This is a genomic window from Pseudomonas sp. FW300-N2F2 (genome assembly GCF_017351655.1).
Lineage (GTDB): Bacteria > Pseudomonadota > Gammaproteobacteria > Pseudomonadales > Pseudomonadaceae > Aquipseudomonas > Aquipseudomonas fluorescens_AA.
Window position 1 is genome coordinate 81,079 of sequence record NZ_JACNDQ010000004.1, and the last position, 14,927, is coordinate 96,005.

General features: G+C 58.7%; 14 protein-coding genes and 1 pseudogene. 10 read left to right on the forward strand and 5 right to left on the reverse strand.

Features of this window, described 5'->3' with window-relative positions; all coding sequences use genetic code 11:
- Positions 1–260: 260 nt before the first annotated feature.
- Together J4E63_RS27030 and J4E63_RS27035 are read left to right on the forward strand one after the other, a co-directional pair.
- On the forward strand, positions 261–956 hold the full coding sequence (locus tag J4E63_RS27030) for a DUF1963 domain-containing protein (RefSeq protein ID WP_207283845.1): 696 nt from the start codon (positions 261–263) through the stop codon (positions 954–956).
- A gap of 72 nt (positions 957–1,028) precedes the next feature.
- Positions 1,029–1,511: a hypothetical protein gene (locus J4E63_RS27035; protein WP_207283846.1), complete on the forward strand. Its 483-nt coding sequence runs from the start codon at positions 1,029–1,031 to the stop codon at positions 1,509–1,511.
- Positions 1,512–1,629: 118 nt separating this feature from the next.
- On the opposite strand, the gene J4E63_RS27040 is transcribed toward J4E63_RS27035, so the two are convergent.
- Positions 1,630–2,469 (reverse strand): SDR family oxidoreductase, encoded by an 840-nt coding sequence (locus J4E63_RS27040; protein ID WP_207283847.1) that lies wholly within the window; start codon positions 2,467–2,469, stop codon positions 1,630–1,632.
- 86 nt (positions 2,470–2,555) lie between these two features.
- Between J4E63_RS27040 and J4E63_RS27045 the strand changes: the two genes are divergently transcribed.
- From J4E63_RS27045 to J4E63_RS27075, 7 genes are all read left to right on the forward strand, one after another.
- A complete protein-coding gene (locus J4E63_RS27045; protein ID WP_310650718.1) occupies positions 2,556–2,966 on the forward strand; it encodes a helix-turn-helix domain-containing protein in 411 nt (136 codons plus the stop codon).
- A 359-nt stretch (positions 2,967–3,325) separates the two neighbouring features.
- Positions 3,326–4,474: an ImmA/IrrE family metallo-endopeptidase gene (locus J4E63_RS27050; RefSeq protein ID WP_207283848.1), complete on the forward strand. Its 1,149-nt coding sequence runs from the start codon at positions 3,326–3,328 to the stop codon at positions 4,472–4,474.
- On the forward strand, positions 4,461–4,940 hold the full coding sequence (locus J4E63_RS27055; RefSeq protein ID WP_207283849.1) for a DUF4411 family protein: 480 nt from the start codon (positions 4,461–4,463) through the stop codon (positions 4,938–4,940). The genes J4E63_RS27050 and J4E63_RS27055 overlap by 14 nt, the downstream gene beginning before the upstream one ends.
- A 228-nt stretch (positions 4,941–5,168) precedes the next feature.
- Positions 5,169–6,290 (forward strand): AAA family ATPase, encoded by a 1,122-nt coding sequence (locus tag J4E63_RS27060; protein ID WP_207283850.1) that lies wholly within the window; start codon positions 5,169–5,171, stop codon positions 6,288–6,290.
- Positions 6,291–6,295: 5 nt separating this feature from the next.
- Entirely contained in the window at positions 6,296–6,733 is a 438-nt protein-coding gene (locus J4E63_RS27065) for a hypothetical protein (protein WP_207283851.1), read from the forward strand.
- Positions 6,733–8,568: a hypothetical protein gene (locus J4E63_RS27070; protein ID WP_207283852.1), complete on the forward strand. Its 1,836-nt coding sequence runs from the start codon at positions 6,733–6,735 to the stop codon at positions 8,566–8,568. The genes J4E63_RS27065 and J4E63_RS27070 overlap by 1 nt, the downstream gene beginning before the upstream one ends.
- Complete coding sequence (locus J4E63_RS27075; RefSeq protein WP_207283853.1) at positions 8,555–11,509, forward strand: bpX6 domain-containing protein; 2,955 nt, start codon at positions 8,555–8,557, stop codon at positions 11,507–11,509. The genes J4E63_RS27070 and J4E63_RS27075 overlap by 14 nt, the downstream gene beginning before the upstream one ends.
- A 61-nt stretch (positions 11,510–11,570) precedes the next feature.
- Here the strand turns inward: J4E63_RS27075 and J4E63_RS27080 are convergent, their stop codons facing one another.
- The 4 genes and pseudogenes from J4E63_RS27080 to J4E63_RS31420 form a co-directional block, all read right to left on the reverse strand.
- The gene (locus J4E63_RS27080) at positions 11,571–11,900 is read right to left on the reverse strand and encodes an antibiotic biosynthesis monooxygenase (protein WP_207283854.1); all 330 of its coding nucleotides are present in this window, start codon (positions 11,898–11,900) and stop codon (positions 11,571–11,573) included.
- A gap of 31 nt (positions 11,901–11,931) precedes the next feature.
- Positions 11,932–12,906 (reverse strand): zinc-dependent alcohol dehydrogenase family protein, encoded by a 975-nt coding sequence (locus J4E63_RS27085; protein WP_207283855.1) that lies wholly within the window; start codon positions 12,904–12,906, stop codon positions 11,932–11,934.
- A gap of 64 nt (positions 12,907–12,970) precedes the next feature.
- A complete protein-coding gene (locus J4E63_RS27090; RefSeq protein ID WP_060742867.1) occupies positions 12,971–13,273 on the reverse strand; it encodes a helix-turn-helix transcriptional regulator in 303 nt (100 codons plus the stop codon).
- An 85-nt stretch (positions 13,274–13,358) separates the two neighbouring features.
- Positions 13,359–13,529 (reverse strand): annotated as a pseudogene (locus tag J4E63_RS31420) (hypothetical protein); the annotation flags it as partial.
- A 423-nt stretch (positions 13,530–13,952) separates the two neighbouring features.
- Between J4E63_RS31420 and J4E63_RS27095 the strand changes: the two are divergent.
- Complete coding sequence (locus tag J4E63_RS27095; RefSeq protein WP_207283856.1) at positions 13,953–14,927, forward strand: aKG-HExxH-type peptide beta-hydroxylase; 975 nt, start codon at positions 13,953–13,955, stop codon at positions 14,925–14,927.

The window sequence follows — 14,927 nt, forward strand, 5'->3', positions numbered from 1 at the left end:
ATTATGAGACGGACCGAAGTGAACTCAAGTCGTGGTCCGCCCCTATTTCTCTTACCACTGACCAAGCCGGTATCGATGACACTCAGGTACGCTAGGAGCCCTTGGGAAAATCATTGGCCCAGGGAGCTAGAGGAGGGCCCCCCCTCATCCGTGAAGGAAGCTAATGCGGCCTAGCCCTGGGCAGAAAGCGCTGCTACCCACTCTCGTACACTGCCAATCTGCGGCCTTAATACCTGTAGTAAAAGGAGGTTTACATCGCCATGGACATCCAGGAAATCAAGCAACGCCTGGCCCGCCCCGCCGTGAAGCTCATTGCTGGCGGCTTTCGTCCTGCCGGCACCGATGAAGAAAGCTGGCTGGGCAACGTCTTCCTGTTCCGGCCTGATGAAGATGTACCCACCAACCAGGCGGGGCAACCGTTGCTCCCCTATGCGCAGTTTTACCTGCCTGCCCTGCCCATCCACAGCCCGCTGCTGGCGGGGGTTCGTGTATTGACGGTGTTCATTTCAAACCCGTTCCCCGAGCACCTTGAGCCAATGGGAAATAATTGGGTCATCCGCGAATATGGGCCGGATGATGTGCTGGTGCGCAAGTCTTTGCCGGTGGCAGGTACATTCCTCAAACCCTTCCCGCTGACAGCGCAAGTGGTTCCGGAGGACTTTCCACTGTGGGATGGCGGTGGTGTCCCGGAGGACCTTGAGCAAGCAATCCTCACGCTGGAACACCGGGGCGAGATACAGAGCTATTACGACTTGGTCACCCACACTTACGAACACAAGTTCGGCGGTTACCCTTCGTTTTGCCAGTCGGGTGTTGATCCGGGTGAAGGCTTCGAGTTTGTGTTCCAGATCTCATCGGACGCGAAGATCAATCTGAACGTGGTCGACAGTGGGAGCCTGATGTTCTGGAAGCACAACGAAACTGGGGAGTGGGCGCTTTACTACGACTTTTACTAGGAATAGGGGAACAGATTTATTTTCAGAAAATAAATACCCTTTTTGTCATCGCTGATCCTCAAAGGAAGATGTATGGCAACCGAACTGCATACCGGGACGCACGCCGGCTATAGCACTCTTGACTGGAACGATGGATACGACGTTAACCTGGGCGACCTCATTCGCCAGCTTCCTCAGCTCGTACGTGGCCGTTATGTGGCAATTGCTGCGTCGGATAGCGGGCCCTATAACCTTAGCGCTGCTGAGATCGCTAGCGGGTGGCAACGTGTAGGTGACTTGGCGATCAGCCCTATCATTACGGATATCGCTCAGTTGCCCACACCGGGCTTTGATGAGTGGTATGTTTTTGAGCGCCTACCTGATCAGGTAAAGCTCTCCAAATTTAGCAGCGCTATCGCATTTCAACCGTTCGGAGAGAGCGATAAGGTCGACAAGTTCTGGTCACAAATTGAAAATTTACAACCAGCGCATGCTCTGCTTGGCGGCTGTAGCCTCTTACTGATAACTCAAGACGCCGCAATACATGAGAACGTACTTACGTTCTATTCAACCTAAGGGCTGAGGCGATGTCTTGCACATATCTGCAGAAATAAGGGGATAGCGCCGTCAGCACTGCGTGCCGGTCGATGTCGACCGGCACGCGAGTCCATTGTCCCAGCCTTGGTTTGGCTGCTTAACCCAAAGACTCCGCAACCGACACAGTCCCCCGCCCAATCAACCGCCCCAACACCCCACTCTCATCAAACAACGCCCCTTTCGCCGCCGCCGCATCAGAATCCGCCAGCAACGCCGCCAACCCCGCTGGTAACCCCACACTGATCAACACCGCCTCAAACTCAGCCTGCGGCAGGTTCTGATAAACCACTGGCTTGCCGGTTTTCTGGCTGATCAACGCAGCCAGCTCGGTCAAGGTGTAGCTGCTATCCCCCGCCAGTTCATAGACTTTGCCCGCCTGCCCTTCAGTGGTCAGCACCACCGCTGCGGCTTGGGCGTAGTCGGCACGGGGGGCGGAGCTGATTCGGCCCTCCCCGGCGCTGCCGAGCAGGACGCCATGTTCCAAGGCGCTCGGTACGTTCGCCAGGTAGTTTTCGCTGTACCAGCCGTTGCGCAGTAATACGTGGGGCACGCCCGAGGCTTTCAAGGCTGCTTCGGTATCGCGATGTTCAGCGGCCAAGCCCAAGGTGGAGGTGTCGGCGTGCAGGACGCTGGTGTAGGCCAGGAGCGTGACACCCGCGGCCTTGGCGGCATCGATCACGGCGCGGTGTTGGGCGGCGCGGTTGCCCAGTTCATTGGAGGAGATCAACAGCAGTTTATCGACGCCTTTGAGCGCGGCAGTCAATGTGGCCGGTTGGTTGTAGTCGGCGGCGCGTACCACCACGTCCCGTGCAGCCAGGTCCTGGACTTTGCCGGGGTCTCTGACCAGGGCGACGATTTGCTCGGCTGGCACGCGTTCGAGCAGGGACTGGATAACAAGACGGCCCAGTTGGCCGGAGGCTCCGGTGATGGCGATCATGACAAATACCTTGATGGAAAAAGGACGAAAAGCCATCCTAGGGACCAAGGTAACTTTTTGTAAGTACGTACATAAAGGTAAGTATCGTGAACACACCCATCGGAAATTCCGAGCCGTTTAGCGCCGCTGTTCGACGCGGCGATGTACTGAGCGCCGATTGCCCTTCTCGGGAGGTCCTCAAGCACATGACCAGTCGCTGGGGCGTGCTGGTGCTGGTCATTTTGCTGGGCGGGATGCACCGCTTCAGCGAGCTGCGCCGCAAGATCGGCGGGGTCAGCGAGAAGATGCTTTCGCAGACGTTGCAGGAGCTTGAGGCGGATGGGTTGGTCAACCGCAAGTCGTTACCGGTGGTCCCGCCGCATGTAGAGTACCGCTTGACGCCGTTGGGTCGGGAGGCGGCGGAGCATCTTGAGGTGATGGTGAATTGGATTGAGGAGAAGATCCCGCAGATTATGGCGGTGCGGCGGAGTCGGTTGGGGGGTGAGGCGCAGGAGTGATTGGGGCTGCTCGGCGACAAGAGACAGGTCTATATTCAAGGGGTGTCCCCCTTCAATAACATTCGCGTGGATGCTTGCTCCTGCTTCTCCACCTTCTGAGAGTCAAGCCAGGGCCTGACCACCGCACCTCCAAGCCACATATCCTTGCGCCTTTGCCTACAACCGCACCAGAATCCGCCGGCTTTTCAGCCTTGCCCTCGGGCTCTATCGTTTCCTTAACACTGGCCGAGCCGGCATCGATGACACTCAGGCATGCTAGCTCCCCCTCGGGAAAGTCATAGGCCCGGCCGCATCAAACTTTCGGCAGCTAGCTTTGGTGGCTCATGTTCACCGGTACACACCGTCTATATACTCAAATCATGGAACGTATCCAATCAATCAATCTCGCGCGGATAGACTGGTGTTGTACCGATCACGGTATGACGCGGGACGAGCTCGCCCGTGAGATCGGTATAGCACCTGCCAGCTTTGAAAAAGTGATGGCCGGCGAGACGGGGCTGACCTTCAACCAGCTGCGTAAGCTGGCGGCCGTTTTCGGGCGAGGTACTTTGTTTTTCATGGAGCCAGGGCCGGTCAACGAGGCAAAGGTGCACTCGCCGCAGTTCCGCACCTTGAGCAATCAGAAACCGGAACTTTCGCACCACCTGAAGCTGCTGGTTGAGCGAGTGGAGCGTCAGCGCGCAGTGTTCCTTGCACTGCGTGAGGAGCTTGAACCGACGGAGGTCGTGCGCTTCTCGCCGCCCGACCTCGCAGGCCTGAGCATCCCCGATGCGGCCAGCCGTGTGCGTGAATGGCTGGGGCTGGCGAACCGTAACAATTTCGACAGTTATCGTAAGGCCATCGAAGCGCGCGGCCTGTTGGTCTTCCGCAGCAATGGCTACAACGGTAAATGGCAGATTGCGAAGGAAAGCCCGATCCTCGGTTTTTCACTCTACGACCCTGAATGCCCGGTAATCGTCATCAAGAAGCAGGATGCAGATACCCGCCAAAGCTTCACGTTGATGCATGAGTTAGGGCACCTGCTTATTCATCGGGCAAGCTCAATTGACGATGAAGAGGATTTGTATTCGGCGGACGATGAAGAGCAAGAGGCGAATGCCTTTGCCGGCCATCTGTTGGTCCCCGATCGGTTTCTGTTGAGCATTCATGACAATGAGCGCCCTGTTGAGGCGGCCGAATTTGATGGCTGGCTGGAACCACAACGCAGGGCGTGGGGTGTGAGTGGCGAGATGATCCTACGGCGTCTGATGGATGCCGGACGTTTGCCAAGCGAAGCCTATGCCGCATACCGACGGTGGAACAAGCAACGAGTGATGCCTGAAAAAGAGGGTGGCAGCCGAGAGCACCGCAATCGCGAGCCCCGGCACATTTTTGGCGATGGTTACGTGCGTACAGTGCTGGAAGCCATGAACGCTCGTCGTATCACTCTCGCCAAGGCAAGCAGCTATCTCGACAACCTTAAGATCTCGGACCTGCACAAGCTGGAACGCTTCTATGCAGGTGTTTGATGCCTCATCCATGCTCTACGCATGGGATAACTACCCTATCGCGCAGTTTCCGGGTCTTTGGGCATGGATGACGGATCGAGTGGCACAAGGTGTGATTCGGATGTCCGAGGTTGCCGCCGAAGAAGTTGGACACAAAGCACCGGAGTGCGTGACCTGGCTGAAGGAGGCAGGTCTGCAAACGATGCCCGTGACAGAGGCGATCCTGTTGGAAGCCTTTCGTATCAAGGGATTGCTTGAGATCGAAGAAGACAAATACGGCGCAGGGGTCGATGAAAACGATCTATATATCATTGCCACCGCGAAGCTACATGGCTGCGAGTTGGTCACGGATGAGGCGTTTCAGCCTTCTGCGAACAAGCACAAACGCAATTGGAAGATTCCCGCTGTTTGCAATATGGAAAGTGTGCAAACCCCCTGGATCAGCTTCCTTGACTACATCAAGCGATCACAAGCGGTTTTCGGGTAATGTCTTTAACTCATTTGAAATGATTCTCTGATTTATTTCCTGATATTCAGTCTACCCCTTCTTCTCCTCAGTCAACCTCCTCAACCCGCCGCCACTTCATAACCCCCCAGCTCCCCAGCAAAGCGCAACACAACGGGCTCAAGCTTGCGCATTGCATGCCGATGACCTTGCCAGCTCACCCTCTCCTTCAGGCAAGATGTGCCCCTCCAGATTCAAGGAAGACGCCCCATGTCCGCTTCGCTCGATCTCGCCGCCAGTCAGATCCGTCATGCCGTTCGCGCAGCCACCGAGGGCCTGGTCGGCCGCGAGCAGTTGGCCGAGTTGATCGTGCTGGCGGCTGTCGCCCAGGAACACATTCTGGTGGTGGGCCCGCCCGGCACGGCGAAAAGCGCCGTGGTGCGTCGGGTCGCGCAGTCCATGGGCGGTCGTTACTTCGAGTACCTGCTGGGACGCTTTACCGAGCCTTCGGAACTGTTTGGCACGGTCGATCTGAAGAAACTGCGCGAAGGCACGGTTGAAACCGATATCAGCGGCATGCTGCCTGAAGCCGACATTGTGTTCCTGGATGAAGTGTTCCTGGGCTCGACGGCCATCCTCAACACCCTGCTTGGCGTGCTCAACGAACGACGTTTCCGCCGTGGTCACACCCAGGTCCAGTGCCCCTTGCGCGTCTGTGTCGCAGCGGCGAACGGCCTGCCCGACGACGAATCGCTGGCGGCCTTCGGCGACCGTTTTTTGCTGCACCTGTTCGTGGACGCGGTACCCGACAACCAGCTCGAAGCGATGCTGGCCGGCGGCTGGCAGTCGGAGCAGCGCCCGGTTCCACAACTGCTGGGGCTGACTCAGCTCGACACGTTGGGCCACGCGCTCAAGGATGTCGATTTGTCACGGGTGCGGCCTGCGCTGGCCCAGGCCATCCGCCGGTTGCGGGAGGCCGGTATACAGCTCTCCGACCGACGTATCGTCAAATCCCAGCGTCTGATCGCAGCGGCGGCTCTGCTGCGCGGGCATCTGGAAGCCAGCGAAGCCGACCTCTGGCCGCTGCTTTACGTGCTGCCGACCCGGGAAATTCAGCAACACGGCCGCGAGGTGTTGCAGGATCTTTTTACCCAATGCAGCAACAGCCATCTGTTCAGTGCCGTCGAGGAAGCGACGCTGCAACCGATGGCTCGCCTGCATCGGCTGCTTGAAACGGCAGAGGATTACCTGGCGCGCAGCGAACCGCCTGCCAGCCCGTTGCTGGAAGCGCTGTTGCGCGAAATCGACGCCAACTTCAACAGCCAGACCATCCCCCAGCGCCTGCATGAAGCACGCGGACAGGTGGCCCATCTGCTGACAACCCAGGCATGACGACTATGGCCACCGCCACTGCCATCGACTGGAACTGGCGAGTGCGCCGCGAGCCCGGTCAACCACAGGCTGCCGTGGCCTGGGGCGAAGTGGCGGCGCGCCTGCACGCACGGCTGCTGCGCATGCCCGAAGACCAGACCGCGCAGTTGCAAGCCACTGCCAACCGTGACGTGCTGATCGTCACGGGCAATGCCGATGACCTGCCGTGGGTCGAGGGTGTCGATTACGCCTGCACCGAGCCCGCCGCACCCGGTCTGTGGCTGCCCACCAGTTGGGAACCCGACGCACCGCTCGACCTGATGGGGCAAGCGCTGCTCGGCAGATTTGCGCGTGCGCCGCTGCTGCTGTGGCATGCCCCCAGGGCAGTGGTGCCGCTCGACCGATGCCTGCCCGTCACGGCCCGGCATCTGCAACGCATTCAGGATGGATGGGCAGGTCGCTGATGCAATTACCGCAATCCCTGCAACCCTGGCGAGATTGGCTGCAATGGTTTCCTCCCGAACAGTTGCCCTTGCTGGCGGATCTGTTCGCACGCCTCAATCCGCTGCTAGGCCCATTGCGCGGCATGCAGCAGGGCGGCGTGCCCGAACCCGACGGCCTTGGCGACCTGCAACGCCGTGGCCCGTATGAACGACTACTCGCCAGCGAGTGGTTGCTGGCCGATGAGCTACCTGACGAATTTCTACGCAGGGCGGTAGTTGGCGAACACCTGTTCCTGGCGCCGCAATATCGCACTCATCAGGCCAACCGCATGATCGTTGTGCTGTTCGATGCTGGCCCGCTGCAACTGGGCGGCCCGCGACTGGTGCACCTGGCGCTGCTGATCCTGCTCGCCCGCCGTGCCAGCGAAGCCGGGGCCGAGCTGCGCTGGGGCATCCTGCAAAACGCGCCACAGTTGCATGAGTTCAAGGGCGCAGCGCATTTAAAGCAACTGCTCGACGCCCGCACATATCAGACCGTCAGTGATGAGCATTGGCATACCTGGCGCGCCTGGCTGTCGGAGCAGGATTACGACAGTGGCGAACGCTGGATCGTCGGCCAGCGACTGCCCGCCACCGACGCCCGCTCCTGCACTCATCGGGTCCAGATACAGCGCAGCCTCGATGGCCGCAGCCTCATGTTCGCGCTGCAAGACGTGGGCACCCGACAAGTTGCCCTGCCCAACCCCGACGAGCGCCTTGCCTTGCAATTGATCAAGGGCGAGTTCGACATCGCGCGGCAGATGGCTCGCACCGCGGTCAAGACCCCCGTTCCACGGGTTGCGCTGACGCTGGCCCCGATCATTGCCAGCAGCGGCTTCCATGTCGCCCTGAAATTACTCGATGAGCCTGGGCTTGTGGTGATCAAGCTTCCGGCTCCCCGGCAGAAAAAGCCGCTCGATGTTCGCCGGACGCTCTGGAACAACCGCAGCACACCACTGGCGATCACGTTCCCGGGCCGCATGCCCGGTGCGATCCTGAGCCTCGACGAGCAACTGGTCTTTTGGAACATGCCTGGCCTCAAGCCCGCCGCCCGGCCTGAGCGTGAACAACTGCAGATGCCCGTGGGCACTGCCACGCTGCTGCCCATGGTGTGGCTGCACAACGGCACCTACGGCCGGGTTTTCCTGCTCGACAACAAAGGTCATTTGGCCTTCTGGGTGGTCGACAACGGCAAGCTGCCCAGCCCGCACCCGCCCGGTGTCACCCACTCGATGGCCGATCAGGTGGTGGGCATGGCGCAGGTCGATCGCAACATGCTGGCCTATCTGCGCCACGATGCCGGTCGATTGTACGTCCACCGGATCAATCCCTGGATCAGCCAATCCATGGGCCATGTGGTCGGCACGGCGAAGGACGTCGACGTCGATCAGGTGTTGTTCCCGGCAAGCCCCCTCTGGGAACGCGCCTTCCACGGCTGTGCGTGGATGCGCCTGGTCGACGGGAAGCAACAGTGGCAAATGGTGGCCCCGGACCTTCAGACTAGCCAGGTAGACCTGGCACCCGGTTGGAAAGGCCTGGGATTGCTGATCGGGGAGGACGAGGTGCTTTCCATGGTCCTGCTCGGCCCCAACCAGCAGACTCTCGCCTTGTACTGCAGGGGTGAGCAACATGTGCTGTTCACCACCAACGAAACCATTGCCAGAATCAGCTTTTGCCCGATGAGCGGGCTGGTCGCCGCCCTGACCAAGGCTCGGGAACTGGTGGTGTATTCGGTCCGGGACGAGCGCAGGGTGTTGCAGGTCATGTGCAATCAGGCACAAACGCAGTCGGAGGACGCGCCTCATGTCCGGACCTGATTCGGTCGTTATTCGCCGTCCGGCACTGAGCGGTTATCAACCGATCGAGGCGCTGTGGTTCCCCGTTGAGCGCTTCAGCGAGCAGGAACGGGCGCGACTGATACTCACCCACTGGCAAACCGACGCCAGGGCCTATCGCTTTGCCGACGGCGACCTGCTGCGTTTTCCCAAGGCACGCGCCATGCTGTGTGAAGGGCTCGCTGGCTGGCCACTGATCCGCCAGGGCCGAGCGCTTTGCTCAGCACGGCTGAGCCCTGAAGAAATGCAGCGCCTGGCCCACGCCGATGTCTGGCTGGTACGCGGCACGCAGGTCAATGCCCTGCACCTGCGCGACGCAACTGCGCTGGCCCCCGCTCGATGGATCGACGTCAGCCAGTACGCCTTGCTCGACACTTACGACTGCCAGGACGTATTGCCGGAACCAGAAGTCGAACCGCTGGCGGTACAGACCGACATACGGGAAATCCTGGGTGACTCACTTGCGCCGGCCAGCCCCGAGCGCGAGGCGGTGATGCAAGCCCTGCTGGAGCGCCAACGTCAGGCCACCGCCCCTGGTGCCTCTACGGCGCGTCACAGCCCTGCGAACAATCCACAGAGTACCGGCTCGTTGCAACACGGCCTGCTAGGTCTCATTGCATTGGCAGTGGGTATGGGCCTTTACCAAATGCTTTCCCTCAACGGTCCGCAGTTACCAGCCGCTACCCGTGCTGCTGAGACAGCCAAGCCGCCACGCTCTGTGGATCCGTCCACGTTCGATCTGGGCAGCGTCTTGATCTGGACGGTAATTGGCGCGGCACTTTTCACCTTGATACTGATGGCGGTGCGTGCCTGGATGCGACGCAACGGTACCCATTCGGCAGCAAGCCACACGCCCCCTACCACGACCGCCAATGCCGCCCGACCATCGAAGCCGCCGGTGCCGCCACGGGCATCGGGCCAGCCACGTGGCCCGGCCAGATGGCGGCGCTGGCTGACGCGTCTGACCCAGAATTCACGCCTGTCAGCGCTTTACGGAAAGCGCCAGGCTGCTTACATGCAACGCATGCTGGAGATGTTCGAAAACGGCGACCTGGAAGAAGCACTGCGCCACGCCATTCCGCTGGGTGGCGGCCAGGGCAATGCAGGTCAAGCCTTCGGCACACCCAGCAGGCGCCAGGATCTGGCGCTCACCCAGCATTCAGGGCCTCGCACCAGCATGCTGTTTGAGGCGGATCTTGAAACCCACCTCAAGCAGGTCTACCGGCAGTCCTTCGAGCGACTGGATCGCGAGGGGCGTATCGAGGAAGCCGTGTTTGTCCTGGCCGAGCTATTGAGGGCACGCCAGGAAGCGCTCGACTATCTGGAAAAGCACCAGCGCTATCAACAGGCGGCTGACCTTGCGCTGGCCTGGGACATGCCCACCTCGACCATCGTGCGTCTGCTGTGCCTGGCAGGGGATTGGCAGCGAGCGCTGCAAGTCGCGCGGCGCGACAATGCGTTCGCCGATGCCGTCATCCTGCTCGAAAAAAATTGGCCGGACGCCGCCGCGCGCCTGCGCCTGGAATGGGCGCTGGCCCTGACCGAAAAAGGATTGTGGTTGCAGGCGGTGGACGTGATCTGGAGTCTACCGGCAGAGCACGAACGCGCCACCCAATGGCTGCTGGCCGCCGAGGCCGCAGGCGGTAGCCTCGCCATCGGCGCGCTGGTTAAACGGGCAGTCCTGCTTCCCGACACCCTCTCGACCTATGAAACCTGGGTCGAAAAACTGCGCAACGACCCCGAGCGGGTCGTGGAGCGCGCCGCGCTGGCCCAGGCGCTGCTGACGCACAAGGCCCACAGTCCCGCGCTGGCTTGGCTGGCTGCCGCGACCGTGCGGGCGATGATCTGTGATCAGGCCGGGCCACACGCTCATCTCACCCAGAATCAGCTTCAAGCGCTGGTAAAAATGAGCAAGGACAAATTGCTACAAGCGGACCTGCCCGGCAGCGCCCTGCCCAAGAACAAACTTCTCAATCAGAGCCTTGAGCGGGTAAGCCCCCCCTTGTCGTTCATGGCGCCAGAAAGGGGCAATCGGACTCTCTGCGATGCCGTACCCTTGACTGACGGACGCTACCTCCTGGCACTGGGCGAAGCTGGCGCGTCGGTGGTCGAGGCGAGCGGCAAGACGGCCTTTCACTTTCCGGTGCCCGCCCAGACCATCGTGCTGGGCCACAGCCGCCAGGTCGCGCTGGCGCTGGCACGTCGCGGCGACGTCTGGCGCATTTGCAAACTGGATCTGGTCAATCGCAGCGCCACCGATCTGGGCGTGCTGATGCTGGACGCTTTCGCCAAGCATTTCGACGGCACGACCTGGACCGTCGGCCGAGGCTCGCAATTGCGCGTCGTGGACGTGGATCGCCGGTTCGAAACGCTCTGGCACGTCGGCGATCTGCCCGGGCGGGTTGGCTTCCTTCGGGATGACGAACGCAACGAATCCGTATTGCTGGACACCCCACAGGACTTCCAGCTCTGGCATTACCGCCTGCCCGACCGCCGATTGCTCAGCCGCGAATCCATGCCCACCAGGCGTGAGGAGCACAGTTGGCAGGTGTATAACGCGGCAGGCCGGATCACTGAGTTCTGGATCGAACATGAAGCCGACAGTGATCCCATGCTGAGGGCGTACGAGGGCGGCACGAGCAAGCGCTATCCCTTGCCTGGCCTGACTCAAGAATTTACCGACCCGTTGAACGTCTACTCGTTCGAGCAGTGGCTGGTCGTCTGCTACGCAACTGGCGACGATGAGGCACGCTGGCACTTTATCCACCGCCAAAGTGACCGGTTATGCGCCGTCCTGCACTGGCCGCTGCATCATGCGCAACTGCGTTGCGTGGGCAATGAATGGGTGCTTTTCGACCATCAGGGCCGGTTGTGGCATATCGACACAACCCGCTCTGTGGTGCGCAGTCTGTCGGTGCAGTGAAGCGCCGCCGAGGTGGGGGGGTATGAGTGCTTCGCAACCCCCTCGCCACGGGCTGTTTGCTTTAAGGCCATAAGGCTCCTGCGGCGCTCGCGCTGGTCTCAAAAGCCGCCCCCTCAACATGGTAAACCTTCGGTTCCTCCGAAAAATATTCCTCCAACCCCATCATGAACAGCCGATGGTCTTCACTCGCTTCGAAGCCCGGAGAGTGGTCTTCCAGTGATTGCCACCGCACGATCAGGTTGAACTGCTCGGGGGTTTCGATCCCTTGCGCCAGCATGTGGCCGCCGTAACCCTTGGCCCGTGTGAGCAATGGAGCGACTTCGGCAAATGCGCGGCGGAACGTTTCGATGCGTTCTTTGTGAACAGGAAGCACTGCGATTTCGTAAACCATGACGCACCTCTGAATTGGTTAAAGTCGGCACTTACGGAATGAGCGATGGCTCGACGGCAATGGCGATTTTTCCTCGAAGACCGTTGTTGGCGCTTTCCAACCGGGCATGGGCCAGGGGAATGTCGGCCAGCGAATAGACGGCGCCGACATGTGGGCGCAGTTGACCGCGGGCTATCAATGCGCTCAGCTCATCGAGCTTGCCGCGGTTCTGCCGGGTAAACACGAAGTGATAGCTCGCATTCTTGCCCCAGGCCTGGACGAGGTTTTGTGGCTGGGCGATGTCCACGATCGAGACGACGCGGCCCAGTTGTGCGAGGACATCGGGGCTGCGGGACAGTGTGTTGCCGCCGATGGTGTCGAATACGACATCCACGCCGTGGCCACCGGTTTCCCGAAGGACAGCGTCGACATAATCTTCTTTCTCATAGTCGATGATCACGTCGGCACCCAAGTTGCGGGCGAACTCCGCGTTTGCTTCGCGCACAGTGGTGAACACCCGGGCGCCCATGGCTTTCGCCACTTGGATCGCGACATGCCCGACGCCTCCAGCGCCGCCGTGGACAAGAATGCTCTCCCCGACCCTGAGTGCCGCGCGCACCACCAGCGCCTCCCACACCGTCCCGCCCACCAGGGTCAGGCTTGCGGCCTCAAGGTGGCTCAACTCGGGCGGTTTCTTCCCGACAATGCTCTCGGCCGCGACGTGGTACTCGGCATAGCTACCTGCCCCTTCAAATATTTGCGGGGTGTACCAGACTTCGTCTCCTGGCGCGAAGGAAGTCACGCCAGGCCCTACGGCTTCGACCACGCCGGAGACGTCGTGGCCGGTGATGGCCGGCAGTGGCACCAGGTCGGGATAGTCGCCGCGTCGAACCTGGTAATCCAGCGGGTTGATGGAAGTGGCGTGTACGCGGACCAGGACTTGCCCCGCTTGCGGAACGGGCTTGGGCACGTCGCGGAGCTCGAACGATTCAGGACCGCCGAATGATTTAAGAATCATCGCTTTCATAGTAACTCCTCGTATCGATAAAAAGGGATATCGAGATATTTCGATATCCTATGTTAAAAAAACGCTATAGGTCTTTCCCAATGATCTCGGCGAGGGCACTGATGGTTGCTTCATTGCGTTTGTAATAGGTCCACTGGCCGATGCGCCTGACGTCGACCAGACCCACCCGTTGCAACGTGGCCAGATAACCGGACACCGTTGACTGCGACAGGCCGATCCCTTCCTGGATACTGCTGACGCAGACGCCGACCGTGTGAACGTCACCCTCATCCTGCGGGGGGAAGTTCTTTGCCGGATCCTTCAAACCTTTCAGGATTTGGAGACGTGTCGGGTTTGAGAGGGCTTTGAATATTTCGAGTAGGTCCATGTGGCGAGGATATCGAGGTTTTTCGATATGTCAATACGTGAATTGGGATAGCTCATGAGCTGGGGGTTTGAGGCTGCTTCGCAGCCTAGCGGGGATAAATCCCCTCGCCACAGGGTTTGTGTGTGGGTTGATTGGTGTTCGGGGAGCGGTGGGCTCGGACGGCTTCAAGGCCTTGTTCCCAGGCTTGGCGGGCCGCCGGTAGGTCGCCCTGGCCGTGGTGGGCCTTACCCAATAGTTTCCATGCCGCCGAATACTTGCATTAAATAAGGGGACAAATTTATTCCAGCCAATAACCCCCTTTTCATCATTGTCCCCTTTTCATGTCTTCGACGGCCAAGCAACAACCTATATTCCTATAAATTGGATCCAATATAGCAAATGAGTATATGGAGCAAAGAAATAATAGTGTCATTTATCAAAATGGCTATGTTAGTTTCGCTCTGCCTTGCAATGAAATGCGAATGGCATAACCTTTCAAAAAGATGGAGCTTTTTATGAAACTCGATATGTCCAAACTGATCGTATCTCAATCCGCACTGAGCCTGACTGCAATGGTTGCGCTGTCGAGCGTAAATAAATCTATCGGCGAATAAATTTCGACGGTGATTTATTAGAAGGACTGCCATATCGCTATGGCGGTCCTTCTTTTTATGGAGAGTCCGTTTCAAGGAGAAATCAATTGAGCATCTTAATCACAAATGAAGAGTATCGCCAAGATTCCTACGCATTGCTCAATCAATACAAAGAGTCGATGACCTACTTGGCAAGCGTGTTTAATGATGACTATCAAAAATCCGACGCTGTGACCAAGCTGCCTTGGAAGTCTTTCGCATTCTACAATAAGTGCATCAAGAGCTTGCAAGCTAATGATGCAGATTCAGGCTTGCATTTTTTTCAAGAAGCCAAGCAAAACGAAAGGCAAGGATCTGAAGGATTCAGGGTTTCTGGATTCTCTGAAAACAACCGAAAAGAAGAAATTGACTTGGTTGTCGATGAAATAAGAGAAGAGGCGTCTGGTAAAATCAGCATTGGTTTCATCGGCGCTGATGTTGTCGAGATCGAGAAAGCCAAATTAATCACAGGAATAGAACTTCTTAAGGCCCAATCGATAGACCTGTACAATGAGGCTGAGATCTTAATAGATGAAATAGTCTTGACGGGGCCTGGTGATGAATACCATATCAGATCGGCCAGCAGTTACAATTTATTAGGGCTGGTTTTGATATGGGCCGATGAAGTCCATAGCCCCATCTATTACGCACAACAGGTAGTCCATGAGGCCGCCCATTTAAGACTGTTTTTAAAAAGCACAGACGACAGGTTTGTCTTGAATCCAGAGAGTGAATTATACACAGCGCCATTCAGGCCTGATGCACGCCCCATGCTAGGTATATTTCACGCACTTTTCGTACTGGCTAGAATTGCACTCGCGATGTCTGGCTTGGGAAAAATAGCGTCTGGAAAACTAGCAGAGGAGGCACTTGAGAAAGGGCGGGTGGCTGAGAAGAGATTTTTTGCGACTGCCGCTCAGATCAAGCGGGACGGGGTGTTGACGCCCATGGGACAACAGATTTTCGATGAATGCTTGCAGGAAATCACCAAAATATCACCTTTTCGCAATGTCTATGATGACATGCTAAAAAGTGGATTCTGA